This window comes from Rhodococcus sp. NPDC058505, assembly GCF_042720095.1.
Lineage (GTDB): Bacteria > Actinomycetota > Actinomycetes > Mycobacteriales > Mycobacteriaceae > Rhodococcus_G.
Map to the genome: position 1 here is coordinate 85,260 of NZ_JBHXNB010000005.1, position 25,928 is coordinate 111,187.

The window sequence follows — 25,928 nt, forward strand, 5'->3', positions numbered from 1 at the left end:
TGCACTGATGGCTGAGACAGAGATGACGGTCGCGCAGCTGCGCGAATGGCTGCGGAACTGGGTTGCCGGGGTCACCGGGCAACCGGTCGACCAGATTTCCGACGACCGGCCGATGGAGGAGTTCGGCCTGTCGTCGCGGGACGCCGTCGCCCTGTCCGGGGAGATCGAGGACCTGCTCGGCGTCACCCTGAGCGCGACCGTCGCCTACCAGCATCCGACGATCGCCTCGCTCGCGACCCGGATCATCGAGGGCGAGCCGGAGGCACCGGAGGGCGCGGACGAGGCCGGGTACTACGCGCCGCGCGACCTGTCCGGCGCGCACGACGTCGCGATCGTCGGCCTTGCGTCCCGGTTCCCCGGAACCGGGCACACCCCCGACGAGATGTGGCGGCTGCTGATCGAGGGCCGGGACGCGGTCACCGACCTGCCCGAGGGACGCTGGTCGGAGTTCGCGGCCGACCCGCAGATCGCGGACGCCATCGCGAAGGCCAACACCAAGGGCGGCTACCTCGACGACGTGAAGGGCTTCGACGCGGAGTTTTTCGCGATGTCGCCGCTCGAGGTCCGCAACGTCGACCCGCAGCAGCGGCTCGCGCTGGAACTGGCGTGGGAGGCGCTTGAGCACGCCCACATCCCGGCCAACGAGCTCAAGGGCGAGCAGGTCGGTGTGTTCATCGGCAGCTCCGCCAACGACTACCAGCTGCTCGCGGTCAGCGACCCGGTGCACGCGCACCCGTACGCGCTGACCGGCACCTCCACCTCGATCGTCGCGAACCGGGTCTCCTACTTCTACGATTTCCGCGGCCCGTCCGTCGCGATGGACACCGCCTGCTCGTCGTCGCTGGTCGCGGTGCACCAGGCGGTCCGGTCGCTGCGCACCGGCGAATCGGACATCGCGCTGGCCGGCGGCGTCAACATGCTGATCGCGCCCGCCGGGACCCTCGGCTTCGACGAGACCGGTGTCCTCACCGCCGACGGCAAGATCAAGGCGTTCTCCTCCGACGCGAACGGCATCGTCCGCGCCGAGGGCGGCGGCCTGGTCGTCCTCAAGCGGCTCGAGGACGCCGAACGCGACGGCGACACGATCCTCGCCGTCATCGCCGGATCCGCCGTCAACCAGGACGGCCGCTCCAACGGCATCGTCGCCCCGAACCCGGACGCGCAGGCCGACGTGCTGCGCGCCGCCTACCGGGACGCGGGCATCGTGCCGTCCGGCGTCGACTACATCGAGGCGCACGGCACCGGCACCATCCTCGGCGACCCGATCGAGGCGGATGCCCTCGGTCGCGTCGTCGGCCGCGGCCGCGACGCCGACAAGCCGGCGCTGCTCGGCTCCGCGAAGACCAACTTCGGCCACCTCGAGTCCGCGGCGGGCGCCGCCGGGCTGATCAAGGTCGTACTGGCGATGCGGGAGGACAAGCTCCCGCCGTCGCTGAACTATGCGGGCCCCAACCCGTACATCGACTTCGCCGGGGCGCACCTGCAGGTGATCCCCGAGGCCACCGACTGGCCGCGGTACACCGGTCGCGCGATCGCGGGCGTCTCCGGCTTCGGCTTCGGCGGCACCAACGCCCACGTCGTGGTCCGCGAGTATGCGCCTGCGGCGCCCGTGAGTCCTTCTGGTCTCGAGGCGGGCCAAAAGGACGCACAGGCGGCGGAGCCGCTCGACGTCGCGGCCGAGGCGGAGTCCGTCCTGGCCGACGCCGCCGAGTCGATGGGCATCGAGGCGCCTGCGGCACCTGTGAGTCCTTCTGGTCTCGAGGCGGGCCAAAAGGACGCACAGGCGGCGGAGCTGCCGGTGCTGCTGCCGGTGTCGGCGTCGATGCCGTCCCGCCGTCGCCGCGCCGCGTCCGACCTTGCCGACTGGCTCGAGACGGAGATCGGCAGCACCACCGGACTCGACGACCTGGCCCGCACCCTCGCCGGGCGCAACCACGGCCGCTCCCGCGCGGTGGTGCTGGCCCGCACGCACGCCGAGGCGATCGCCGGACTGCGTGCCGTCGCGGCGGGCAAGCCGGGGCCCGGCGTCTTCTCCGCCGACGCGCCCGCCGCGAAGGGCGCGGTGTGGGTGTTCTCCGGGTTCGGGTCGCAGCACCGCAAGATGGCCAAGCAGCTGTACCTGAACAATCCGGTGTTCCGGGCCGCCGTCGACCAGGTCGACGAGCTGATCGAGTTCGAGACCGGCTACAAGATGGCCGAGAAGTTCCTCGACGACGCCGTCGACTACGACGTCGAGACCTCCCAGGTCGGCATCTTCACCATCCAGATCGGCCTGGCCGCACTGCTGCGGCAGCACGGCGCCGAGCCGGAGGCCGCGGTCGGGCACTCGATGGGCGAGGCCGCCGCGGCGTATGTCACCGGGGGGCTCTCCCTCGAGGATGCGGTCCGGGTCATCACCGCCCGTTCCCGGCTGATGGGTGAGGGCGAGTCCGCGCTGGTCGGCGACGACATCCGGCTGATGGCGCTGGTCGAGTACAGCGCCGCCGAGATCGAGGGCGTGCTCGGCGACTTCCCGCACCTCGAGGTCTGCGTGTACGCGGCACCGACGCACACCGTCATCGGCGGCCCCCAGCCCGAGGTCGAGGCGATCGTCGCGCGGGCCGAGGCCGAGGAGAAGATGGGCCGGATCCTGCAGACGAAGGGCGCCAGCCACACGTCGCAGGTCGACCCGATCCTCGGTGAGCTGGCCGCGGAACTCGCAGGCATCGAGCCGCACCCGCTGACCGTCGGGCTGTACTCGTCGGTCGACAAGGAGACCTTCTACCGGGCAGGCCACGGCCCGATCCACCCGGTCGAGTACTGGACCAAGGGCATGCGGCACAGCGTGTACTTCACCAACGCGGTGCGGATGGCCGTCGACGCCGGACACACCACGTTCGTCGAGTTGGCACCGAACCCGGCGACGCTGATGTCGGTGGCCGCCACCGTGTTCGACGCGGGCGTGCACGACACCCAGCTGATCCCGACGCTCAAGCGCAAGGAGGACGAGGAGGTCGGCGTCCTGACCGCCCTCGCGCAACTGTACGTACACGGGCAGCCGGTGAACCTGTCGTCGCTGCTGCCCGCCGGCGGCTACGCGAACCCGCCGCGGACGGCGTTCCTGCGTAAGGAGCACTGGCTCGACATTCAGGTCAGCACCGGTGGGTCGGGACGCCCCCCCGGCGCGCACGTGTCGCTGCCCGACGGCAGGCACGTGTGGGAGGTCGCGGCCTCCGCCGTCGCCGACCTGAACACGCTCGCGGCATCCGCTGCCGCGCAGGTCCTCTCGGACGTGACGCTGACCGCGGCGATCGCCCGCGGCGACCTCCCGCCGTCGGGAACCCTCACCACCACCCTCGCGCCGCACCCCGGTGGCGGTGCGCTGCAGGTGCATTCGAAGACCGACGGCACCTTCACGTTGCTGCTCGACGCGGTGGTCAGCTCCGGTGCGGCGCTGCCCGAACCGGTGATCGCCGCACCCGCGGCACGGTCCAGTTCGCCGATGGAGGAGCTGCCGGAGGTCGTCGAATCCTTCGGCGACACGTGGGATCCGAACGGAAGCCAGTCCCTCGAGGATCGGCTGGCGCTGATTGTTGCCGAGTCGATGGGCTACGCGGTCGAGGACCTGCCCGCCGAGATCCCGCTGATCGAACTGGGTTTGGATTCGCTGATGGCGGTGCGGATCAAGAACCGCGTCGAGTACGAGTTCGATATCCCGCAGTTGCAGCTCACCGCGGTCAAGGACGCGAACCTGCGCGAGGTCGAGAAGTACCTGCGCTACGCGGTCGAGAACCGGGACGAGGTCGCGGCGCTCGCCGCGCAGCAGCAGGCGGAGAAGGAGGCCGAAACTGCCTCCGAGGCGATGGATTCCGTGCTCGGCGCGGAGACCACCAGTCCGGTCGCGGAGGCGGAGGAGATCCTCTCCGCCGAGGCACCGGACGGCGCTGCCGTCGCCGCCCCGAGCGTCGGCGACGCCTCCGACGAGGACGTCAACGTGCCGCCGCGCGACGCAGCCGAACGCCTGACGTTCGCCACCTGGGCGGTGGTGACCGGCAAGTCCGCGAAGGGCATCTTCAACATTCTCCCGGTCCTCGACGACGACACCGCCGAGAAGCTGGCCGCGCGCCTGAGCGACCGCGCCGGTGGCGACGTGAGCTTCGATGACGTCCTCGACTGCGAGACGATCGAGCAACTCGCCGAGAAGGTGCGGCCGCATCTCGAGGACGAGGGCAAGATCGACGGACTCGTCCGGGTGCTCCGAGCGCGTCCCGAAGGCTCCTCAGCCGTACCGGTTTTCGTCTTCCACCCGGCCGGCGGATCCACCGTCGCGTACGAGCCGCTGCTCAAGCGACTCCCCGCAGGAACCCCGATGTACGGCTTCGAACGCACCGAGGGGCCGATCGAGGTCCGGGCCCGCGAGTACCTGCCGCTGATCACCGAGATCCAGGGCGACGGACCGTACGTGCTGTACGGCTGGTCACTCGGCGGCGCGCTGTCCTACGCGGTGGCGAAGCTGCTGCGTGAGCAGGGCAAGGACGTCCGGGTCGTCGGCCTGATCGATACCGTGATGGCGGGCGAGGAGGTCGAGGACACCCCCGACGAGATCCGCAAGCGCTGGCAGCGGTACGCCGCATTCGCGAAGAAGACCTACAACGTCGACGCGCCGCTGCCGTACGACAAGCTCGCGGCGGCGGAGTCCGACGAGGAGCAGATCGAGATCCTGATGAACCTGCTCAAGGTGAGCGGCGCGAAGATCCCGGGCGGGATCATCGAGCACCAGCGCACCTCGTGGCTCGACAACCGGGCGCTGCAGACCGTCAGGCCGGACCGCTACGACGGCCACGTCGTCCTGTACATGGCGGACAAGTACCACGACGACGCGATCGCGCTCGAGCCCGCGTTCGGGACGCGCACCCCCGACGGCGGGTGGGCGAAGGTCGCCGAGGACCTCGAGGTCGTCTACGTCGGCGGTGACCACGTCCAGATCGTCGACGAACCGTACATCGCGAAGGTGGGTGCCGATCTGACCGAACGGCTGGCCGCCATCGAAGCCGAGAACCGGAGTAACTGAGTGAGCACCACCACCGCCGAGAAGCTGGCCGAACTGCGGGAGAAGCTCGAGGTCTCGAAGGCCCCCGGCAACCCGAAGGCGATCGAGAAGCGTCGGGTGAAGGGCCTTCCGACGCCTCGCGAGCGCATCGACATGCTGCTCGACCCCGGCACCTTCGTCGAGTTGGGGCAGCTCGCCAGGCAGCCCGGCGACCCGTCGAACCCCTACGGTGACGGCGTCGTCACCGGTCACGGGCTCGTCGACGGCCGCCCGGTCGCGGTGTTCGCCCACGACCAGACCGTTTTCGGCGGTGCGGCAGGCGAGATCTTCGGCCGAAAAGTGGCTGCGGTCAACGACTTTGCGATCAAGATCGGTTGCCCCGTTGTCGGCATCAACGAGTCGGCGGGTGCCCGCATCCAGGACGCGGTGACGTCCCTGGCGTGGTACGCCGAAATGGGTCGCAGGCAGGAACCGCTGTCGGGGATGTGCCCGCAGATCTCGATCATCCTCGGCAAGTGCGCGGGCGGTGCCGTCTACGCACCGATCAACACCGACGTCGTGATCGCGACCGAAGAGTCGTACATGTTCGTCACCGGACCCGACGTGATCAAGTCCGTCACCGGCGAGGACGTCAGCCTCGACGAGCTCGGTGGCGCACGGAATCAGGTGGAGTACGGCAACATTCACCACGTCGCGCCCGACGAGAAGGCCGCGTTCGAGTGGGCGCGCAAGTACCTGAGCTACATGCCGTCGAGCTGCACCGAGCAGCCGCCGATCATCAACCCCGGCCTTGAGCCGGAGATCACCCCGGACGACCTCGAGCTCGACACGTTCATGCCGGACGCCGACAACGCGGGCTACGACATGCACGACATCCTGGTGAAGATCTTCGACGACGGGGACTTCCACGAGGTCCGCAGTCAGACGGCGCAGAACATCATCACCGGCTTCGCGCGGGTCGACGGCCGTCCGGTCGGTGTCGTGGCGAACCAGCCGATGCACCTGTCCGGTGCGCTGGACGCCGCCTCCTCCGACAAGGCCGCCCACTTCGTCCGCGTCTGCGACGCCTACGACATCCCGCTGGTGTTCGTCGTCGACACCCCCGGCTTCCTGGTCGGGGTGGAGCAGGAGAAGATCGGCGTCATCAAGCGCGGTGGCCGGTTCCTGTTCGCGTTCGTCGAGGCGACGGTCCCGAAGGTCACCGTCGTGGTGCGCAAGTCGTACGGCGGCGGCTACGCGGTGATGGGCTCCAAGCAGCTCGGCGCCGACATCAACTTCGCCTGGCCGACCGCCCGGATCGCGGTCATGGGCGCGGAGGGCGCGGTCAACATCATCGGGCGCAGGCAGATCGAGGCAGCTGGCGAGAACGCACCCGCGGTGCGCCGGGACCTGATCAACTTCTACAACGAGCACGTTGCGACGCCGTACATTGCCGCCGAGCGCGGCTACGTCGACGCGGTGATCGATCCGTCGACCACCCGCCTCGAGATCCGCAAGGCCCTCACCGTGCTCCGCGACAAGACCGTTTTCAAGAATCCGCGCAAGCATCACCTGCTGCCGTTCTGACCCCCATACAGGTTCCCTAATGTCACATTGGCGCACTCCACGATCCCCAATGTGACATTAGGGAACCTTGGGGCGGAGTCGAACCTTTGGGCGTGGTCGGGACGCAGCGTGCCCGTAATTGTCCCTGAGGTCTTGCAGTGCGAGTGCGGGGTTCTGGCGCAGCGTCTTCGGCAGATGGCACAGCACGACTATCCCCGCCGCCTGCATGCGCGCCCGACGGAGCACGGTTGCCTCGTGATCGGTCAGGGTCAGGTGGTGCTTGAGGGAGTCGATTTCCCAGGCCATCGCAACATCGTCGATCCAACCGTCCGGCGACGCGACGAATTCCCCGTTGTGGGTTTCGACCTCGCGGTTGTGCACCATCGTGGGCAGCCCGCTCCGCTTGTAGATGCGTTGGGCGTGGATCTCCTCGACGGAATGCGCATCGTCGGCAAGCTCTCTCAGGACGGATCTGGCCAGGGCGGTCCCACGACGGGAGCCCTCGGCGAGTTCGATCGCGAGCTCCTCGAGCGAGGTGTCGCCGCGCTGGATGACCTCGGCCAGCAGTGCGCGGCAGTCGTCGCGCCGACCGATTCGCCGCGCCGCGTCCATCGCTGCCCTGGTGACCGAGGCGTAGCGAACGGGTCCACGGTCGCTGATCTCGCTGGCGTCCGGCATGCGCCAGGTCCGTTCGACCTTGACGTACCCGGTCGGTGCCCGGTGCCGTGATGCGGGAATGAGGAGCAGGACGTCCGACATTGTCGCCGAACGACGGAATCCGTGCTCAGCGAGTGCGGCGTGACCGGACAGGACGCTGTCAGGTCCGCCGTACATCAGGGCGGCGGTCGCACGCTGTCGTGCACTGGGGACCCCGTTGTGCAGCAGAATGATCCCGGGAAGAATCCGTTGCCACGGACCGCCCGGAAGGCAGTAGCGGGCGAGGGTCTTCGGTGCGACGCCGAGACCGCGGAGGGTGCTCGACCGGATGGCTAGGTTCGTGCTGTACCCGACGAGCGTGTTGTAGTCGTCGGCCCATTTTCCGCGTCGCATGCCGTCAGTGTGGGTGGTCGCCGGCGCGGGAGGTCCCGTCCGAGCCCCGACTCCTGGCGTTCTGTGGATGAATCTCCGGCCTGTGGATAGTTGAGATTCCTCCACACCGGAGGTTCCCTAATGTCACATTCAGGATCGTGGAGTGAGTCAATGTGACATTAGGGAACCTCGGGCTATGGGTAGACGCGCATCATGCCGGGGCTCCAGAAGCCGGAGCGGGTCACCGTGGCCGTGTCGACGGTGGCCGGGGTGGCGTCGGGGAAGTGCCGGGTGTACCGCTCCAGCGCGCCCCAGTCCCGACCCCAGTCGTCCTTCATGTAGGTGGGGACGGTGGAGGATTCGGCGAGCATTTCGGTCCAGCCGAGCGGGCCGCCGTTCTCCGCGGCCTGCCAGGTGTCGGTGGAGCTGACGGCCAGCGGCCGGTCCGGCAGGATCCGGTAGCCCGGCATCTCCGCGACGCCGTAGCGGTGGTCGAACGGGCGTTGACACGGGAACTGCAACCCGACGGCCCAGTCCAGCAGCACCGGCTGCTCGGAGCCGAGATAGGTGTTCAGTGTCTGCAGCTGCGGCACCCGCGGCGGGGTGAACGCCAGCCACTGGTCACCGGAGAGGTTCGGGTCGTTGGCGGTGATCCGGACGGTGTCGGTCTCGGCGGGCAACTCGTCCAACGGGATCCGCAGATTCCGCCACGACGGGGCGGGCCCGATGTCCTTGGGCAGGTAGCTGCCGAGGATGGTGACGGTGCCGTCGGCCTCCCGATGGCCGTACTCAAGGCGCAGGGCCTGCCCGTAGGTCACCTCGCCGTCCTTCGACTCCGACCAGATGCGGCCCGCCGCCGTCACCACGACGAGCGGGGCGTCGTCGCTGCGGGCGGGCAGCGCGTACCAGCTCGACGTCAGCAGCGCGGGCTCCTGCACCCCGGTCTGGTAGCTGCCGAGGACCGGGGTGGTGGCCGGGTCGAGGCCGAACGGCAGCTTCGCGGTCGATCCGTTGACGCCGCGGGCCCCGGTGCCGCCCTCGGTGCCGGCACTGGCGCCGGTGACGAATTCCGGTCCGACGGACTGGTTGTCGGTGTTCGCCTGACCGGGCTTGACCTCGGTGTAGTCGGCGGTGAGGTCGGATGGAACCCCGTCGGGGCCGAAGCCGACGGCGTTCACGCCTGCGAGCGGATCCGTGACCCCGGGTTCCGGGAGTGGTTGCAGCCGACCGGCGTTCGGGTCGGCCTCGGTGAGCACGTGGTCGGCGAGCCCGCACGGCGACCCGGTGACGGCGTCGATGTTGGAGCGCGCCAACGAGTACGCCGGGTACTGCGCGACCGCGCCCTTCGTCAGGGACAGCACCTCGAACAGCACCATCAGTGCCGCGACGACGGTCAGCGGCATCGCGGCCAACGCCGTGATGCGGCGTCGACGGCTGCCCGACGCCCGCACCTGCTTGCCGATGAAGTCCTCGCGGAAGTACTGCCAGCCGACCAGCAGCACGCACGCCACGAACAGCACCAGCAGCACGGTGTTGACCTGGATCCCGGCCAGGGAGACGGTCTTGTCGAACCACGGGATGCCGTAGCTGGAGACGTACCACCAGCCGTTGATGCCGGAGAACGAGAAGGCGAGCACCAGCAGCAGACCGGCCGCGAACATGGTCCGGTTGCGACGCGAGCGCAGCGCCGTCGCGGACACCGCGACCGCGGTCAGCGCGGCGAGGGCGCCCGCGATGCCCGCGTACACGCCGAAGTGGTGGGTCCACTTCGTCGGGTTGAACATCATGAAGAAGACGGTGCCGAACACGACGCCGAGCAGACGCCACGACGGCCCGACGGCGGCGCCGGGAACCCGCTTGCGGCGCAGCAACACGAACAGCGTCGTGAACAGGCACAGCACCATCACCAGGAACGCGAACCGGCGGGAGACCGAACCGTCGACGGTCTGCACGAACAGGTAGTAGTAGCGCAGGAACTCCTCGTACCACTGCATGTTCGGGCCGATCAGGGTGCGCACCCGGGTGGCCTCGCGAACCCCGGCGAAGGTCTGGTCGGCGAACACCGCGACCAGCACCACCGCGCCGGACGCGAGCAGCGGCGCCACCAGCGGCCAGGTGCCGACGGCGCGGTGCCTGCGGACGACGATGCGGACCATCGGCCGGGCGCCCGCGAGCAACGCGGCGACGCACATCAGGCCGGTGGGGGCGGCGCCGAGCGAGAACGCGGCGATCATGATTGCGACGGCGGCAGGGAGCAGGCGGCCGGTGGCGATGGACCGTTCGACCGAGCACCAGGTGAGCAGGGCGCCGAGCGCGACGATCGGCTCGGGGCGCAGGCCGTTGTCGTAGGGCAGCCAGAACGCGAGGAACACCAGGCCGCCGGTCCACACCGCGGCCTGGTTCAGGCGGACGGCGCGGCCGAGCCGGGGGAGCACCTCCCGGCTGATGACCAGCCAGCACAGGATGCCCGCGATCAGGGCGGGCAGCCGCATCCAGGGGCTGGCGGTGGAGACCTTCGCCATCGCCGCGAGGACGTCGTAGTACCAGCCGAACGGCGCCTCGGGGACCCCGAACCAGCGAAAGTAGTTCGCCATGTAGCCGGAATGCTCGGACACCCGGGCCATCGTCAGCAGGTAGCCGTCGTCGGAGGTGTTCGCGCCGATGAAGTGCCACAGCACCAGGGTGCCGACGATCACCCCGTCCAGCGGACGGACCCGCCACCAGTGCGACGGGAAGAAGCGGCGGGCGCGGCGGCCGTCGATGCCGTCGAGGCGGTGCAGCGCGACCAGGGAACTGACCGTCAGCAGCACCGCGAGCACCATCGCGGCGAGCTTGACCAGGGTCGGGGACGACGAGAACCGGGAGTCGAGGTTGGAGGTGAACGTGAGGCCGTCGGGGGCGGCACCGGTCAGGTCGGTGAAGACGCCGACGACCTGCGGGCGCAGGTCGCCGGTGAGGGTGCCGGTGACGGGGTTGCCGTCGACGGTCAGGCCCTCGAAGGTGGCGGTGGTGGCGTCGATGTCCGAGCTGATGGCGATCGCCGTGCAGCCGCCGCCCGCGACCGCGTCCCTGGGCGCGGAGGCGACGACGACGTTCCGGTCGAGGACGTCGACGCTGGTCTCGGTGACCCGGACGGACATCGCGTTCAGCGGGGCGCCGCTGCCGTCCGGTGGTGCGGTGCCGAGCAGCAGCCCACCCGACGCGGGCAGGTCGTCGACCAGGCGGCAGGGGATCGACGCCCGCAGGTCGATCGGCACCTGCGCCATCAGCGGCGCCTCGACGCTGCCGACGGTGCCGGCCTGCGGCCAGTTCAGGGTCGCCGCGGTCTGCGTGATCGGCAGGAACGGGGTCGCCACCGCGAGCACGAACCCGAGCAGACCGGTCACGATCGCGACCAGCCGGGCGGTCCGGTACTGGGTGCGCGGGTCGGGTAACGGTGCTGGCGCGGGGGCGGGCGCGGTGGCGGTCAGGGCGTCGGACACGGTTGTCGATGGTATGACAGCCACCTGAGTGGCCCTCACAGCATCGACGAACCGGCGCCCGGGGTCAGCGAGCCGCGATCGGGCCCGGCGACCAGAGGCCGGACCTGGTCACCGTCTCGGTGTCGACCGTGGCGGTGCCCGCCGTCGGGTCGAGCGGGGTGTACCGCTCGAGCGAGCCCCAGTCCCGCGCCCAGTCGTGGTTCAGGTAGCTGGGCATGGTCTCCGCGGTCAGCAGCAGGTTCACCCAGCCGAGCGGGCCGCCGCCGAACGCGTCCTGCCAGGCGTTGGTGGAGTCGGCCCCGACCCGGTCGGGCAGGATCCGGAACTCGGGGACCTCCGCGACGCCGTAGCGGTGGTCGAACGGCCGCTGGCAGGGGAAGGACAGCCCGACGGACCAGTCCAGCAGCACCGGCGCCTGCGACCCGACAACGTCCTGCAGCGTCCGTGTCTGCGGCAGCCTCGGCGGGGTGACCGCCAGCCACTGCTTCGGGGTGAGGTCGTGGTCGTCGGCGACGAGGCGGACCGCGTCGGCGTCGGAGGGGATTGCGTCCATCGGCACCCGCAGGTTCCGCCACGACGGGGACGGGCCGATGTCGATCGGCGCGACCGCGCCGAGCACGTCGACCGAGCCGTCCGCGTTTCGGGTGCCGTATTCGACGTGCAGGTCCTGCCCGTGGGTTTCGATGCCGTCGGGGTCGACGTACCGGATCCGGCCCGCGGCGGTGACCACCAGCAGCGGGGTCGCGTCGCTGCGGTCGGGCAGCGCGTACCAGCCGGTGGTCAGGTGCGCGGGCCCGTCGCTGCCGGAACTGCCGAGGACCGGGGTGGTCGCGGGGTCCAGGCCGAACGGCAACGCGACGGAACTGCCGTTGACGCCGGTGCTTCCGGTGCCGCCGCCGGTCCCGGCGGAGGTGGTTCCGGTGGTGGTGGTTGACCCGGTGTCGACGGTGTTGGCGCCGCCCGCCGCCTTGGCCTCCTCGTCGGCGGTCAGGTCGACGGGCACCCCGTTCGGGGTGAACCCGGTGTTCTCGGCCGCGGCGAACGGGTCGGGTCCGGCGGTCAGCGGGGCCAGCATGCCCGCGTTGGCGTCCGGTTCGATCAGCACGTCGTTTGCGAGCGCGCAGCTGTCGCCGGTGAGGGTGTCCAGGTTGGACCGCGCCACCGAGTAGGCCGGGTACTGGCCGACGGCGGCCTTCGCGAGGGACAGCACCTCGACGAGCACGATGAACGCCGCGGCCAGCGTCAGCGGCGACGCGATCAGCGTCCGCAGCCCGGGCCGCACCGGCTGTTCCGGCCCCCGATACGGTTCGCGCAGGTGCTGCCAGCCCGCGTACAGCAGAACCAGGATGCTCAGCGCGAGGAACGCAGTGGAGAACGGTTTGCCGCTGATCGACGGCGGCTTGTCCCACCAGGGGACGCCGTAGCTGGAGACATACCACCAGCCGTTGGATCCAGTGAACGCCAGCGCCAGCAGGAACAGCACGCCGGACGCGAACAGCGCGCGGTTGCGGCGGGAGCGGGCGGTGGCCGCGGCGATCCCGACGGCGGTGACCGCGGCGATCGACCCGGCGAGGCCCGCGTACACCCCGAAATGGTGCGTCCACTTCGTCGGCGTCGACATCATCAGCAGCAGCGAGACGAACACGATGCCGAGGATGCGGCGGGACGGGCCAGCCGCCGCGCCGGGGATCCGGCCGCGCCCGCGCAGCAGCAGCATCGCGCACACGATCAGGCACAGCACCATCGCGAACACCCCGAACCGGCGGGCGAGGGACCCGTCCGGTGAGATGTTCAGCAGCGCCTCATACCGCTGGTACTCGCCGAACCAGGACACGTTCGGCCCGATCTCGGTGCGGACCTTGATCGCCTCGAGCACGACCGCGAGGGTCTGGTCGGCGAAGATCGCGATCAGCACCACCGTGCCCGCCGCGAGGACCGGCGCGAGCAGCGGCAGCACCCCGGTGCCGCTGGCGCGGGTGACGACCAGCTTCACCAGCGGCCGCAGGCTGACGATCAGCGCGGCGACCGCGATCAGTCCGGTCGGCCCGGCGGCGAGCGAGAACGCGGCGAGCAGCACACCGACCGCGGCGGGCAGCAGCCTGCCGGTGGCGATCGCCCGCTCGATCGAGCACCAGGTGAGCAGGGCGCCGAGCGCGATCACCGGTTCGGGGCGCAGGCCGTTGTCGTAGGGCAACCAGAAGGACAGGAACACCAGCCCGGCGGTCCACACCGCGATCCGGTTGCGGCGCACCGCGCGGCCGAGGCGGGGGATCACCTCCCTGCTGATCACCAGCCAGCACAGGATCCCGGCGACCAGGGTGGGCAGCCGCATCCAGGTGCTGGCGGTGGACACCTTCGCCAGCGCGGCGAGGACGTCGTAGTACCAGCCGAACGGCGCCTCCGACACCCCGAACCAGCGGTAGTAGTTGGCCATGTAGCCGGAGTGTTCCGACGCCCGGGCCATCGTCAGCAGGTAGCCGTCGTCGGAGGTGTTCGCGCCGATGAAGTGCCACACCACCAGGGTCCCGATCACGACGGCGTCGACGGCGCCGAACCGCAGCCAGTGCCGCGGCAGGAAGCGGCGGGCGTGGCGCCCGTCGGCGAGGTCCAGCCGGTGCAGCGCGGCCAGCGACAGCAGCGTCGCCGCCGCCCCGACGATCATCGCGATCACCTTGAACGCGGTGGGGCTCGACGAGAAGCGGGAGTCGAGGTCGGCGTGCACCTCGAGGCCGGCGAGGGCGGTGCCCTCACTCGTGCCCGGGGCGGTGCCCTCACTATTGCCCGGGGCGGGCCCGGTCAGGTCGGTGAACAGCCCCACCAGCTGGGGGCGCTGGTCGCCGGTGACCTCGGCGGTCACCGGCCCGGTCCCGTCGGCGGCGTTCAGCCCGGCGAACGTCGCGGTGGTTCCGTCGGCGTCGGAGTGCAGGACGAGGGCGCTGCACCCGGTCAGGTCGGCCAGCGGCGCCGCGACCATCCGTCCGCCGCGCAGGACGACGGAGACGGTGCGGTCCTCGTCCGTCCCGACGGCGACGGTGAGGCCGACCGTCTCGGCGTCGGGCGCGGAGGCAGGGACGGTGGACAGGACGGTGCCGCCGTCCGCGCCGAGGTCCGCGAACACCGGGCAGGGAATGTGGGCGTCGAGGGTGAGCGGCTCGTAGCTCACCAGCGGCGCCTCGACGCCGGTCAGCTCGCCGTTCTGCGGCCACGACAGGGTCGCGGCCTGCTGCGAGACGGGCAGCAGCGGCGTCGCGACCGCGAGGAGGAAGCCGAGCAGTCCGGCGACGGTCGCGATCAGCCGCACCGTGCGGGAGGCACGCTGATCCGGCGCCTGCGGGGACGTGGGGACGGCGGGGGCGTCGGACTCGGCTGGCACAGGGATCGATCGTATGGGATGGGCGGGCCGTCGCAGGCGAGCGTGGCCCATCAGTGGAAACGCCGCCGGTGATGCGGGGCGGCATCACCGGCGGCGGGTCGAGGGCCGGACGACGCCGCGAGGGAGCGGTGGCCCGGTCGGCCGGGGTCAGGAGTCGAAGGCGAAACCTCCTCCGCCCTCGGCGCCGCCGCCGGCCGCACTGCCGACACTCGGTCCGAGCAGCGACGCGATCAGCGAGAACATGGTCGAGAAGGACATGGGAGCTCCTGATGTCGCGGTCCGGCACCGGTCGGTGCCTGCTGCCATTCGACCGGGTGCTGGCGGCTCCCGCCGCGATTCGGCGGCAGGTTAGGGGACGGTGGGGGGCAGATCGGACATCCCCGACCCCCTATGTGCGCCCCGGGGCGGCGCTCCCGGGGGTGCCGCGTCTGATGTACTGGCCCCCCGACGAAGCGAGGTGAGAATCGATGGCGGGGCGCCACCGTGGTCTTCCGTACCTGGTCCGACTGGTCGTTGCCGGTCTCGTCTGTGTGACGGTTGCCCTCGCGGCGGGGGCGGGTGTGGTTGCGGCGCAGCCCTCGTCGGGGTCCACCGCCGACGAGGACGTGCTCGGGTACCTGCAGGCGCAACTGCGCGCGTCCCACGTCCCGTCCGCGGCGTACGCGATCGTGGCGGACGGTGGGGTGACCGGTTCGGGAGCGCTCGGTGCCGGCGTCACGGTCGACACGCCGTTCCTGCTCGGCTCGCTGAGTAAATCGTTCACCGCGCTCGCCGTGATGCAGCTGGTCGATCAGGGCAGGATCGCCCTCGATTCGCCGATCACCCAGTACATTTCGTGGTTCCGCACCGCAGGCGGAAGCGAGCCGATCACCGTCCGGCACCTGCTCGAGCAGACCAGCGGGTTGCCCACCGCTGCCGGAACGGTGGACCTGTACGAGCCGTCCGTCACCCTGGAGGACCGGGTCCGAGCCCTCGCCGACATCGAACTCGTCAGCACACCAGGCGCCGAATTCCACTACTGCAACAAGAATTACGCCACCCTCGGCCTGCTGGTGGAGACGGTGTCCGGGCAGGCCTTCGCCGACTACGTCCAGGCGCACATCTTCGATCCGCTCCGGATGACGCGCAGCTTCACCGACCTCGATGCGGCGCGCGAGGCCGGACTGGTCGAGGGCACCACCACCGTCTTCGGTGCGTCCGTCGAACGGGACACCCCGGCCTTTCCCGGCGCGCTCCCCGACGGCTATCTGATCTCCACCGCAGGCGATCTCGGCCACTACCTCGAGTTTCAGATGACGGGCAGCTTCGACGGCGTCCGCCTGCTGTCCGAGGCCGGCCTCGCGCTCATGCACGCCCCCGCGGTCCCGATCGCCGACGACGGCGCGCTGTCCGGCGTCGACGACTACGGATTCGGCTGGGGTGCCGGGTCGGTGGCCGGGCAGCCGGTCGTCCGGCACGACGGCGACCTGGCCAACTACCACTCCAATCTGGGATTCCTTCCCGACCGCGGCGTCGGACTGGTCGTTCTCACGGCAGCCAACCCGGTTCTGGTGGACAGCGGGACGGCGTTCGATGGTGCGATGGCGATGCTCGCGGGCGATGGCGCACCGTCGATCAGCAACGCCTTCACCGTCACCTACGTCGTCGTCGGCGCGGTCGCCGCGGTGGCCCTGCTGGCGATGGTGCTGGCGACACGGGGACAGGTCCGGCGCGCACGCACCCTGCCGCGGCGGTTGCGGGACAACGGTTTCGTCGCGGGCGCGCTGCTGCCGGGCCTGCGCGACCTCGCAGCCGCGGTCGCGGTGTATGTCGCGGTGTTCGTCGGGGTCGGGTATCTCGGTTTCGGCGGGCCGGTGTCGATTGCCGTCGCGTTCGGTGCGCTGCCCGACGTCACCGTGCTCGTGCTGGTGATCGTGGCGTTCCTGGCGCTCCGTGCCCTCGCATGGGTCGGCTACGGGATGCTGGTCCGGGCCAGGGCGGGGGTGCCGCGCCCGCTCCCGACCTGAACGGTTCGCGCCACCCGGCGACGGCGGCTCAGCGTGCCCGCAGGTCCCACACCCACACGTCGGAGGCCCGGTGCCCCTGGTCCCGGAGCAGGTCCTGCACCGTCAGCCGCAGCGCCCGCTCGTTGCTGCCGTGCGGCATGACGAGGACGTCGGCCCGCCAGTACGCCAGGTCGGCGGCGGCCTCGGCGCGCATCGCGTCGGTGACGTGCGGGACGACGCCGTCCTTCTGCACCCGCGCGAGCAGGCTCGCGGTCGGACGGTCGTCGGGGCCGTACTTGGCCTTCTTGTCCGGGCCGACCGGGCCGACGAAGTAGCCGCCAGCCAGCGGGAACCCGAAGCCGGCCTCGACCTGCCAGGTCAGGGCGCGGGCGTCCTCGGGGCGGGGCAGCGGGATGGTCACGACGGAGCCGCCGCCGACGTACTGCCGCCAGGTGCCGTCGGTGAAGAACTGGGGCGCGGGCGCGCGCTCAACGGCGTGCAGGGGCAGCGGGGTCAGCGGCAGCAGGGCGAGGACCAGCGCCGCCGTCCACGGCGCCAGGGTGGCCCGCTCGCGGCGGGCCCGGTCGATGGTCAACGCGAGCAGCAGCGCGATCGCGGGGATCGCCCCCATCGCGAAGCGGGTTTCGAGGACCGATTCGAGCAACGGCAGCCGCTCAAGCAGCGACCACGGCAGCCAGATACCGGTGCCGTCCCGGCCGATGGTCAGCTCGGCGCCGAGGGACAGCGTGCACAGCGCGACGACGGTGATCGCGGCGGCGCGGGCGATCGCGACCCGGCGCAGCCACACCGCGGCGGCGAGCGTGACGGCCAGCAGCGGCCAGCCGAAGTAGGCGTTCTCCTCGGTCGCGTTGATTGCGACGTCCTGACCGGGGGTGACGCGGCCGCCGACGGACTGGCGCGGGAACTGCAGCAGCGCCTTGAGGTCGTTACCCATCGGGCCGTGGTCGATGGAGCGGTAGCTCTGCGGGCCAAAGAACTGCCACCACAGCGGCCCCGCGGTCAGGATCAACGCGATCAGCGCGGCGAGCAGCAGCGGCTTCGTCGCGCGCCGTGCCGCGGGAAGGAACAGCCGGGGCCGGACCGCGTAGTAGGCGGCGGTGAACACCCCGAACGTGAGGGCGGTGATCAGCAGCGGCTCCTCACCGAGCGCGATCTGCATCGCGACCAGCAGGCCCAGCCAGACGGCGGTGCGGGTTCCGGCGCCGCGGGAGAGGCGGATCACGCAGCCGAGGATCACCGGGAGCAGCGCCAGCACCACGAAGTTGGGGTGCCCGTTGGCGTGCGAGATCACCGCGGGCGCGAAGCCGCAGAACAGGCCGCCGACGGTCGCCGCGACCCGGGACACGTCCGCGTAGCGGCGCAGGAACCAGTACCAGGCGTACGCGGTGGCGGCGAGCCCGAACGTCAACACCAGCGTCCAGGTGACGGTCGGGCCGAGCAGCAGCGTGATCGGCGCGAGCGGGACGCTGACCCCGAACATCGCGGTGTTCGCCATCAGGTTCACACCCTGCGGATAGTTCTGCAGCAGTGACCCGAGCGGATTGTCGAGGCGGGTGATCGAGCGGGCGGCGAGGGCGAAGAACCACTCCCACATTCGCTGATCCTGGCCGCTGCCGGTGAGGTACCCGGACGCGGGCTGCCGCCACTGATTGCCCATCACGACGACGGCGAGCGCGGTGAACCCGGCCGCGACCAGCAGATCGGGGCGGGCCGGTCGCGGGCCGCGGCGACGCGTCGCGGCCCGCGTGGTCGACGGTGCGACCACGGTCGATGTCGAGTCCGCTGTCATGCACCGTCCCTTCGATCGGTTGGCACCCGGAGCGGGCACCAACCGATCACGCTACCGACCGGCGTCGGGGACCGCCCGCGCCGACCGGGTCAGGCCCGGGCGGCGACGAACCGGTCCAGGCAGCGTTCGGCGATCGCGGTGATCGTCAGCGCCGGGTTCACCAACGCGGACGATCCGGGCAGCAGCGCGCCGTCAACGACGAACAGGTTGGCGTAGCCGTCGACCTTCCCGTCGTGGTCGCAGGCGCGGCCCATCACCATGCCGCCGAGGCCGTGCCAGGTGCAGCCGGACCCGAAGTCGACGAGCCGGCTGTAGACCGGGACGCCGGTGGCAGGCGAACCGAACCGCACCTCGGTCCGGTCGTGGAACCGGCCGGCGAACCGCTTCGCGCGGGCGTCGACGTCGCTGGACTCCTCGCTGTGCGGATAGTTCAGCTCGGCCCGCCCGGTCGCCGGGTTGTAGTCGACCGACCCGCGTTCGTCGCTGATCACCTGGATCAGGTTCGCGGACGTGATGCCGCCCGCGGCGTCGGGGAACGGTGACGCCTCCCACGAGATGGAGATCGGCCCGTCCGGATTGTCGTCGTCGTACATGACCGCGACACCCGGCCCGCCCTGCCTGGCGCCGTAGTCGCGGCGCAGCAGGGTGCGGGCCATCAGGAAGTCGCCGTTGTTGCCGTACCCCTTGCCGACCTGGTCGCCGAGCCGGGGCAGGGTGCCGCGCGCCTTCGCGGTGGCCAGCAGCGCCGAGGTGTAGAAGGAGCCCGCGGCCATGAACACGTAGTCGGCGACGAGCGTCTTGTGCGCGACGGCGGCACCGGTCTCGTCGATGACGCGGACCGCCACCTCGAACCGGTCCTGCCCGGACACCTCACGGATCTCGGTGACCTCGTGCATCGGTTCGACGGTCACATTGCCGGTGGCCTCGGCGGCGGGCAGATAGTTGTGGTCGACGCTGTTCTTGGCGCCCGAGTTGGAGCCGTACGGGCCCTCGCCGATCGAGTACGACGCGGGCCTGCGCCCGGCGAGTTCGTCGCGGACGAGGTCCCAGTCCACGCAGAAGTCGTGCAGCACCGGCTCGCCGCCGAAGTCGCGGATGTCGTCGAGCCAGGCCCGCGCTCCCCGGTAGGACGGGTGGGCGAGCAGGTCGGCGGGCAGCGGGGAGGTGCCGAGCATGGCCCTGGCCCGCGGGAAGTAGACGCGGTCGAGTTCGGTGTAGTCGATCTGGGTCGGGAAGACCTGCTCGAAGTCCCGGCGCCGCGGCTGCGGGGTGAACGCGCCGAAGGCGAGCGAGCCGCCGCCGACACCGGCGCCGTACAGGGCGTCGATGCCGTTGCCGCGGACCCGGTCCACGATGCCGGGGTAGCGCGGGATGGTCAGGATCTTGGTCGCCTGGTTGAGGTGCGGCCGGTCGGAGAACCAGGCGGAGCGGCCGTCCGGCTGGTTGATCGTGCTGAACGTGTTGCCGGCGGGGTCGATCGGCCAGCGGCGACCGCGTTCGAGGACGGTGGTGCGGACACCGGCCTGCCCGAGGCGCAACGCGGCGACGGCGCCGCCGAATCCGCTGCCGACGACGATCGCGGTCCGGCCGCGCAGCGCGGTGGGGGCGGGTCCGGCCTGCGCGGCGGCGGCCCCGGCGAGCCCGAGTCCGCCGAGGCCGAGCGCGCCGAGGCCGAGGGCGGCACCGCGCAGCACGGCGCGACGGCTGGCGGTGTGTGGTGTCGAGGGGGAGGTCACGGCGGGGAAGATACGGGGTCGACGCGGCGCTGTGGGGTGCGTCGCGGGAGACCGGGAGCCGGGTGAGGCCTGCGCGTCCTGGTCAGGACGCCACGTCGCGCTCGACCGGTGGGTCCGCGAGAACGTGCGCGACCCGGTCGAGGGACAGGCCGAGGACCCGGGCGAGCGCGGACACGGTGAAGAACGCGGGGGTGGCGATCCGGCCGGTCTCGATCTTGCGCAGCGTCTCGACGGAGATCCCGGCCGCGGTGGCGACGTCGACCATGCTGGCCGGGCGAGTCTGCGCGAACTGGACGCTGCTGCGGCCGCGGTCATCGCGGAGGCCGGGGCGCGTCCGGCCTTCCTCGGCTATCACCCAAACTGGGCGCCCACCCCCTTCCCCGGCGTGGTGTGTGTCAGCATCAATGATGCGGTCGTGCACGGGATTCCGACGGATGCGGTGCTCGCCGACGGGGACCTCGTCAGCCTCGACTGCGGGGCGTACCTCGACGGATGGTGCGGCGACTCGGCGATCAGCTTCGTGGTGGGCGACGCAGACCCCGACGATCTGAGCCTGATCACGGACACCGACGAGGCGCTGGCCCGTGGCATCAGCGCCGCGGTCGCGGGCAATCGGATGGGCGACATTGCCGCCGCCATCGGAACGTGCGCGCGGGCCCGTGGCCGCCGGGTGCTCGCGGACCACGGCGGACACGGCATCGGCCGCGCCATGCACGAGGACCCGGACGTGCCGAACGAGGGCCGTGCCGGCCGCGGAATGCGGCTGCGACCCGGGCTGGTGCTCGCGCTCGAACCGATGCTCATCGGCGGTGGCACCGGCGACTATCGGCACGACCCCGACGGGTGGACGCTGCGCACCCTTGACGGGTCGCGGGCCGCGCACAGCGAGCACACCGTCGCGATTACCGAATCGGGGCCGGTGGTTCTGACACTGCCCTGACACCGGCCGATGAGTTTCCGCCCGCCCACCGGTCTGTACTCCGATGGCCGATCGAGGAAGGGTGGGTGCATGAGCGACGCGACGACAGTCCGGGATGAGTTCACACCGCAGGCGGAGCAGTACCGGCGCGAGTTGCTCGCGCACTGCTACCGGATGTCGGGGTCGGTGCACGAGGCGGAGGACCTGGTGCAGGAGACGTACCTGAAGGCGTGGCGCGCCTACGACAAATTCGAGGGCCGGTCCTCGCTGCGCACCTGGCTGTACCGGATCGCGACCACGACCTGCCTCACCGCGCTCGAGTCCAAGGGGCGGCGCCCGCTGCCGACCGGGCTCGGCGCGCCGAGCTCCGACCCCGCCGACGACCTCGTCACCCGCGAGGAGGTGCCGTGGCTCGAGCCGATCCCCGACGAGATGCTCGGTGTCGCCGCCGCGGACCCGGCGACCGTCGCGACCTCGCGGGAAAGCCTGCGGCTGGCGTTGATCGCGTCGCTGCAGTTCCTGCCGCCGAAGCAGCGGGCGGTGCTGATCCTGCGGGAAGTGCTGGCCTGGCCCGCCGCCGACGTCGCGGAGCTACTCGACACCAGCACCGCCGCGGTCAACAGCGCGCTGCAGCGGGCCAGGGCCCAGCTCGCGCAGGCCGCCCCGGCGGAGGACGCCGTCGTCGAACCGGTCGACCCCGAGCAGCGGGCGTTGCTGGACCGGTACATGGCCGCGTTCGAGAACTACGACATGGCGGCGCTGACCGACCTGTTCACGAAGGACGCGGTGTGGGAGATGCCGCCGTTCGACGGCTGGTACCAGGGGCCGGCCGCGATCCGGTCCCTGATCGAGAACAACTGTCCCGCCACGGGTTCCGGTGACATGCGGCTGGTGCCGACGGTGTCGAACGGGCAGCCAGCCTTCGGTCTCTACATGCGCGCGGAGGACGGGGTGCACCGGGCGTTCCAACTGCAGGTGGTTTCCCTGGGGCCGTCCGGGATCGGGCATGTGACGGTGTTCTTCGACCTGTCGCTGTTCGCGAAGTTCGGGCTGCCGGACGTCCTGCCAGCCCCGGATCCGGCGACATGACGGCCGAGTGGACCACCGGGCCGCTCGCCGACCCGGTGCCGCTGCTCGAACGCGCGATCGCCTACACGGACGGCGCGCTGCGGAGCGTGACGGACCGGGACCTGGACCGGCCGACCCCGTGCTCGGGGTGGGATCTGCGGATGCTGCTCGCGCACATGAACGAGTCGCTGACCGTGCTTGAGGAGGTCGTGCTGGATCGGGCGGTGGTCCTGGTGCCCGCGTCGATCCCCGATGCGGGCACCGACCCCGTTGCCGCGCTGCATGATCGGGCCTGCCGAATGATGAGCGCGTGGCGTGGGTCCGGTGACCGGGGCGCGATCCGGGTGGGCGGCGTCCCCCTGCCGTCCGACATCGCGGCCGCGGCGGGCGCCCTCGAGGTCGCGGTGCACGGCTGGGACGTGGCCGCCGCGTGCGGCGTGCCGCGGGAGATCCCCGGCGGACTGGCCGATGAACTGCTGTGGTGCGCCCGCCTGTTGGTGTCGGACGCCGACCGGCCGGGACGCTTCGCGGCGCCCCGCCGGGTGTCGGCGTCGGCGGGCCCGGGTGAACGACTGCTGGCCTTCCTCGGCCGCTGACCGCCCTTGCCGGTCCGGGCCACCGGCAGGAGTGCCACTGCCGCTTCGGAACCCGCGGGCGATGAGTTTGGGTGCGGTGCGGTGTCTATCTGACAACGGCTTCACGCACCCCGCGCGGAGCACCGGATCCGAGGAGTCCCCATGACCGCCACTCCGATCGCCGTCCAGTCCGCCCCGACCGGCGCGGTGTCCCCGCGCTCCCGACTGGCTGGGCTCGTGGTCACCGCCCTCGTGGTCGCGTTCCTGCTATTTGATGCCGTCATCCACCTCGCGAACATCGAGCCGGTGCGGGAGTCGATCGCCGAGTACGGATTCCCCGACTACGCGCCGTACGTGATGGGCATCGTGATGCTGGTGTGCCTGGCGCTGTACCTGCTGCCCGTCACGTCGCTCCTCGGGGCGGTGCTGCTCACCGGCTACCTCGGCGGCGCGGTCACCAGCAACATCCTCACCGAGCAGCCGCTGCTGTCCACGATCCTGTCGCCGGTGTACGTCGGCATCCTGGTCTGGGGCGGGCTGTTCCTGCGGGACGCCGAGGTCCGGCGGATCATGCCGCTGCGCCGCTGACGCCGCGCCGCGCGGGCCACCGTCCCGAATGGGCCATTTGGTCAGTTCAACTGACCAAATGGCCCATTCGGTACGTGGGGCGGGGCTCCGGGCGAAGATCAGGGTCGAAATCGGGGTGACACCTGATGCGCCGAGCCCGGTCCGGGCGACAGGATGTCGACATGACCTTCGACAGCAACACCACCAAGCCCTTCGCCCGCTCGACCTCGCAGCGCATGCTCGGCGGCGTGTGCGGCGGCGTCGCCGAGTACTTCGGGGTCGACGCCAACCTCGTCCGGGCCGGCGCCGTCCTCGCTGCCTTCGCTACCGGTGGCACCGCCGTCCTCGTCTACCTCGCGCTGTGGATGCTGTTGCCCGCGTGAGGTAGACGGATCAGCCGACCGGGACCGCCCGCGGCCAGCGCGGGTGCGCCGCGTCGATGACGACCGCGTGGGTGTGCCGGTAGAGGTCGTCCCCGACGAGGTCGGCCGCCGCCCGCTCGGCGGGGGTGAGCGACCCCGCGTCGTGCAGGTGCGTGATCACCTCCGGGTCGTGCCGCGGCCACATCCACAGTGCCGCAGCGAGTCCGGCGGCACCGATCACCGACAGCGTCACCCAGGTAGCGGTCAGCCCGGAGGCCGCGAGCCATCCCGCGATCGGGTAGGTGACCAGCCACGCGAGGTGCGAGAGCGAGAACTGTGCGGCGAACAGGGCGGGTCGGTCCGCCGGGCCGGACGACCGCCGCAGCACCTGGCCGGTGGGGGTGAGCACCGCGGCGGTGCCTGCCCCGACGACCGCCCACACGCCGACCGCGGCGGCCCAGCGCCAGTCGCCACCGTCCGCGAGCGAGAGCAGGATCGCCGCCCCGAGGCCGGCGAGCAGCGTACCGCCGCCTGCCAACATCACCGGCCGGGCCCCGACCCGGTCCAGCACCCGTGGTGCGGTGAGCGCGACGACCATCGTCCCGAATCCGTTGGCGGCCAGCAGAACCGCCACACCAGACTGGGTTCCCCCGAGGGTATCGCGGACGTAGTTGACGGTGTTGACCATGATCACCGACCCGGCCGCCGCGACCGCGAGGTTCAGGCCGAGGAGTCCCCGCAGGCGTGGGGTGGCCGCGAAGATGCGCAGGCCGACCGTGATCCGTTCCCGGAACGTGCCCTCCGTGGGTGCCGTGCTGTCGGGGATGCGGGTGGCGATCACCAGGGCGGCCGAGACAACGAATCCGAGTGCGGTGCCGACGAACAGCCAGTGGAAACTCACCAGGGTCAGGGCAACCGCGGCCAGCATCGGGCTTAGCAGCGTCTCCATCGTTGCGGCCAGCTGCGCGGCCGACAGCGCGCGGGTGTACTCGCGTTCGTCGGGGAGGATGTCCGGGATAATCGCCTGATAGGTCGGGGTGTACGCGGCGGAGGCGGTCTGCAGGACGGCGATCAGCAGGTAGATCTGCCAGACCTGATCGACAAACGGCAGCGCCATCACGATCGCCCCGCGAATCACGTTGAGCGAAATCAGGAACGGTCGTCGGGGGAGCCGGCCCGCGTAGGCGGCGACGACCGGGGCGACGGTGACATAGACGACCATCTTGATGGTCAGTGCGGTGCCGAGCACCGCTGCCGCGTCGGCGCCGGCGAGCTCGTAGGCGAGCAGACCGAGCGCAACCGTGGTCAGGCCGGTGCCGAACAGGGCCGACACCTGGGCGGTGAATAGCCGGAGGTAGTCGCGGTTCGCGAACAGCGACGTGAGGGTGGACTCGGACACGGTGGTGGGTTCCTTCGTCGATGGGGTGGGTCGCGGGTGCGCGGACAGCAGCAGTCGCACATCGGGTCGCCTCCGGTGGGTGTCAGTGGTGCTGGTGTGCGGCCGCGGTGAGGGTGAACGCGGCGGTGCGGACGGTGTCGCCGTGCTTGAAGTCGAGGAACAGGCGGTACGTTCCGACACCCGGTGCCGCGGTGTGGAAGGTGACGGCCGGTCCGGGTGCGGTGACCCCGTCGCCGGGCGCCCCGTTCGGGTGGACGTGCACGTAGGCGAGGTCGCCCGCGCGCAGCACCACCAGGTGTCCGTAGGCGCCGAGGTACGGCTGCAGGTCGGTGACGGGCACGCCGTTCCGGTGGACGGTGAGGGTCAGCAGGCCGCCCGCCCCGGTGGTCAGGTCCCCGTCGAGGGTGACCTCGTAGTCGTCGACGACGGCGGTGCGGTTCGGGGCGGGCGTCGGCCGGGGGTCGTAGGCGCCCGCAACGGCGAGATCGGCGCCGAGCGTGATGGTGCGTCCGAGCGCGGTCGGCGCGATGTCGGTGAACACCCGATAGGCGCCCGCCTCCGGCAGGTGCAGGCGCACCGACCAGGTGCCGTCGTCGGCCAGCACGGGGTGCACGTGCCAGAAGCCGGTCAGCTCGCGCCGCGCGACGATCAGGTGCAGGTCGCGGTCGTGGATCGAGGTGTAGTCGGTGACCGGGCGGCCGTCGGGGCCGAGGATGCGGAACCGGAGGTCGAGGTCGCCGGGCCGGACGACGGTCTCGGCCAGGTCCAGGGTGTAGCCGTCCTGTGTGATCTGCAGTCCGCCCGGCAGGCCCGCGGGATGGTCACCGCCGCCGTGCGCATGACCGGCGTGGGCGTGGTCGCCGTGACCGGCGTGGGCGTGGTCGCCGTGACCGGCGTGGGCAGCGTGAGCGTGGCCGCCGTGGGCGTGGGTGCCGTGGGCGTGCTGGTCGTGGGTGTGGGTGCTCATCGTCGTTCCTCTCGTCGCGGGGTGGTCCCAGGAACGAACATACATACCCCCAGGGGGTATAGCAAGGGGTGTGGAGAATCGG

Annotated in this window: 15 protein-coding genes and 1 pseudogene; 8 read left to right on the forward strand and 8 right to left on the reverse strand. The window is 71.1% G+C overall.

The genetic code is table 11. The features are described 5' to 3' along the window. Positions 1-22 precede the first annotated feature (22 nt). Positions 23-5,050, forward strand: a complete 5,028-nt coding sequence (gene pks13, locus ACFWPA_RS05815; RefSeq protein WP_378569868.1) for a polyketide synthase Pks13 — start codon at positions 23-25, stop codon at positions 5,048-5,050. Then, entirely contained in the window at positions 5,051-6,595 is a 1,545-nt protein-coding gene (locus tag ACFWPA_RS05820) for an acyl-CoA carboxylase subunit beta (RefSeq protein WP_378507609.1), read from the forward strand. It begins immediately after the preceding gene. Between the two features lie 57 nt (positions 6,596-6,652). Here ACFWPA_RS05820 and ACFWPA_RS05825 read toward each other — a convergent pair whose 3' ends face one another. From ACFWPA_RS05825 to ACFWPA_RS05835, 3 genes are all read right to left on the reverse strand, one after another. Continuing rightward, positions 6,653-7,624 (reverse strand): hypothetical protein, encoded by a 972-nt coding sequence (locus ACFWPA_RS05825; RefSeq protein ID WP_378507610.1) that lies wholly within the window; start codon positions 7,622-7,624, stop codon positions 6,653-6,655. 173 nt (positions 7,625-7,797) lie between these two features. After that, on the reverse strand, positions 7,798-11,085 hold the full coding sequence (locus tag ACFWPA_RS05830) for an arabinosyltransferase domain-containing protein (protein WP_378507611.1): 3,288 nt from the start codon (positions 11,083-11,085) through the stop codon (positions 7,798-7,800). A gap of 64 nt (positions 11,086-11,149) precedes the next feature. After that, the gene (locus ACFWPA_RS05835) at positions 11,150-14,509 is read right to left on the reverse strand and encodes an arabinosyltransferase domain-containing protein (protein ID WP_378569820.1); all 3,360 of its coding nucleotides are present in this window, start codon (positions 14,507-14,509) and stop codon (positions 11,150-11,152) included. A gap of 416 nt (positions 14,510-14,925) precedes the next feature. Between ACFWPA_RS05835 and ACFWPA_RS05840 the strand changes: the two genes are divergently transcribed. Continuing rightward, positions 14,926-16,464 (forward strand): serine hydrolase domain-containing protein, encoded by a 1,539-nt coding sequence (locus ACFWPA_RS05840; protein ID WP_378507613.1) that lies wholly within the window; start codon positions 14,926-14,928, stop codon positions 16,462-16,464. 28 nt (positions 16,465-16,492) lie between these two features. Here the strand turns inward: ACFWPA_RS05840 and ACFWPA_RS05845 are convergent, their stop codons facing one another. The 3 genes from ACFWPA_RS05845 to ACFWPA_RS05855 form a co-directional block, all read right to left on the reverse strand. Next, a complete protein-coding gene (locus tag ACFWPA_RS05845; protein WP_378507614.1) occupies positions 16,493-18,253 on the reverse strand; it encodes a glycosyl transferase in 1,761 nt (586 codons plus the stop codon). A gap of 89 nt (positions 18,254-18,342) precedes the next feature. Then, complete coding sequence (locus ACFWPA_RS05850) at positions 18,343-19,989, reverse strand: GMC oxidoreductase (protein ID WP_378507615.1); 1,647 nt, start codon at positions 19,987-19,989, stop codon at positions 18,343-18,345. Positions 19,990-20,071: 82 nt separating this feature from the next. Next, positions 20,072-20,254 carry a helix-turn-helix domain-containing protein gene (locus ACFWPA_RS05855; RefSeq protein WP_378569821.1) on the reverse strand — a complete coding sequence of 61 codons (183 nt, stop codon included), beginning with the start codon at positions 20,252-20,254 and terminating at the stop codon, positions 20,072-20,074. A 12-nt stretch (positions 20,255-20,266) separates the two neighbouring features. Here ACFWPA_RS05855 and map point away from each other — a divergent pair. The 5 genes and pseudogenes from map to ACFWPA_RS05880 all read left to right on the forward strand — a co-directional run. Continuing rightward, positions 20,267-20,929: pseudogene (gene map, locus ACFWPA_RS05860) on the forward strand (type I methionyl aminopeptidase); the annotation flags it as partial. 69 nt (positions 20,930-20,998) lie between these two features. Next, the gene (locus ACFWPA_RS05865; protein ID WP_378507616.1) at positions 20,999-21,997 is read left to right on the forward strand and encodes a sigma-70 family RNA polymerase sigma factor; all 999 of its coding nucleotides are present in this window, start codon (positions 20,999-21,001) and stop codon (positions 21,995-21,997) included. After that, entirely contained in the window at positions 21,994-22,572 is a 579-nt protein-coding gene (locus ACFWPA_RS05870) for a TIGR03086 family metal-binding protein (RefSeq protein WP_378507617.1), read from the forward strand. The genes ACFWPA_RS05865 and ACFWPA_RS05870 overlap by 4 nt, the downstream gene beginning before the upstream one ends. Before the next feature lie 141 nt (positions 22,573-22,713). Next, a complete protein-coding gene (locus ACFWPA_RS05875; protein ID WP_378569822.1) occupies positions 22,714-23,139 on the forward strand; it encodes a DoxX family protein in 426 nt (141 codons plus the stop codon). A 161-nt stretch (positions 23,140-23,300) separates the two neighbouring features. Beyond that, a complete protein-coding gene (locus ACFWPA_RS05880) occupies positions 23,301-23,501 on the forward strand; it encodes a PspC domain-containing protein (protein ID WP_378507619.1) in 201 nt (66 codons plus the stop codon). 10 nt (positions 23,502-23,511) lie between these two features. Here the strand turns inward: ACFWPA_RS05880 and ACFWPA_RS05885 are convergent, their stop codons facing one another. Both ACFWPA_RS05885 and ACFWPA_RS05890 read right to left on the reverse strand, forming a co-directional pair. Then, a complete protein-coding gene (locus tag ACFWPA_RS05885; RefSeq protein WP_378569823.1) occupies positions 23,512-24,879 on the reverse strand; it encodes an MFS transporter in 1,368 nt (455 codons plus the stop codon). Between the two features lie 82 nt (positions 24,880-24,961). Beyond that, positions 24,962-25,846, reverse strand: coding sequence for a hypothetical protein (locus ACFWPA_RS05890; RefSeq protein ID WP_378569824.1), 885 nt, complete (start codon positions 25,844-25,846; stop codon positions 24,962-24,964). Between the last annotated feature and the right edge of the window lie 82 nt (positions 25,847-25,928).

Coding starts and splice junctions, on each gene's coding strand:
- pks13 (WP_378569868.1), top strand. CDS start 23: ATGACGGTCGCGCAGCTGCGCGAATGGCTGCGGAACTGGGTTGCCGGG.
- ACFWPA_RS05825 (WP_378507610.1), bottom strand. CDS start 7,624: ATGCGACGCGGAAAATGGGCCGACGACTACAACACGCTCGTCGGGTAC.
- ACFWPA_RS05835 (WP_378569820.1), bottom strand. CDS start 14,509: ATGGGCCACGCTCGCCTGCGACGGCCCGCCCATCCCATACGATCGATC.
- ACFWPA_RS05840 (WP_378507613.1), top strand. CDS start 14,926: ATGGCGGGGCGCCACCGTGGTCTTCCGTACCTGGTCCGACTGGTCGTT.
- ACFWPA_RS05845 (WP_378507614.1), bottom strand. CDS start 18,253: ATGACAGCGGACTCGACATCGACCGTGGTCGCACCGTCGACCACGCGG.
- ACFWPA_RS05855 (WP_378569821.1), bottom strand. CDS start 20,254: ATGGTCGACGTCGCCACCGCGGCCGGGATCTCCGTCGAGACGCTGCGC.
- ACFWPA_RS05865 (WP_378507616.1), top strand. CDS start 20,999: ATGAGCGACGCGACGACAGTCCGGGATGAGTTCACACCGCAGGCGGAG.
- ACFWPA_RS05870 (WP_378507617.1), top strand. CDS start 21,994: ATGACGGCCGAGTGGACCACCGGGCCGCTCGCCGACCCGGTGCCGCTG.
- ACFWPA_RS05875 (WP_378569822.1), top strand. CDS start 22,714: ATGACCGCCACTCCGATCGCCGTCCAGTCCGCCCCGACCGGCGCGGTG.
- ACFWPA_RS05880 (WP_378507619.1), top strand. CDS start 23,301: ATGACCTTCGACAGCAACACCACCAAGCCCTTCGCCCGCTCGACCTCG.
- ACFWPA_RS05890 (WP_378569824.1), bottom strand. CDS start 25,846: ATGAGCACCCACACCCACGACCAGCACGCCCACGGCACCCACGCCCAC.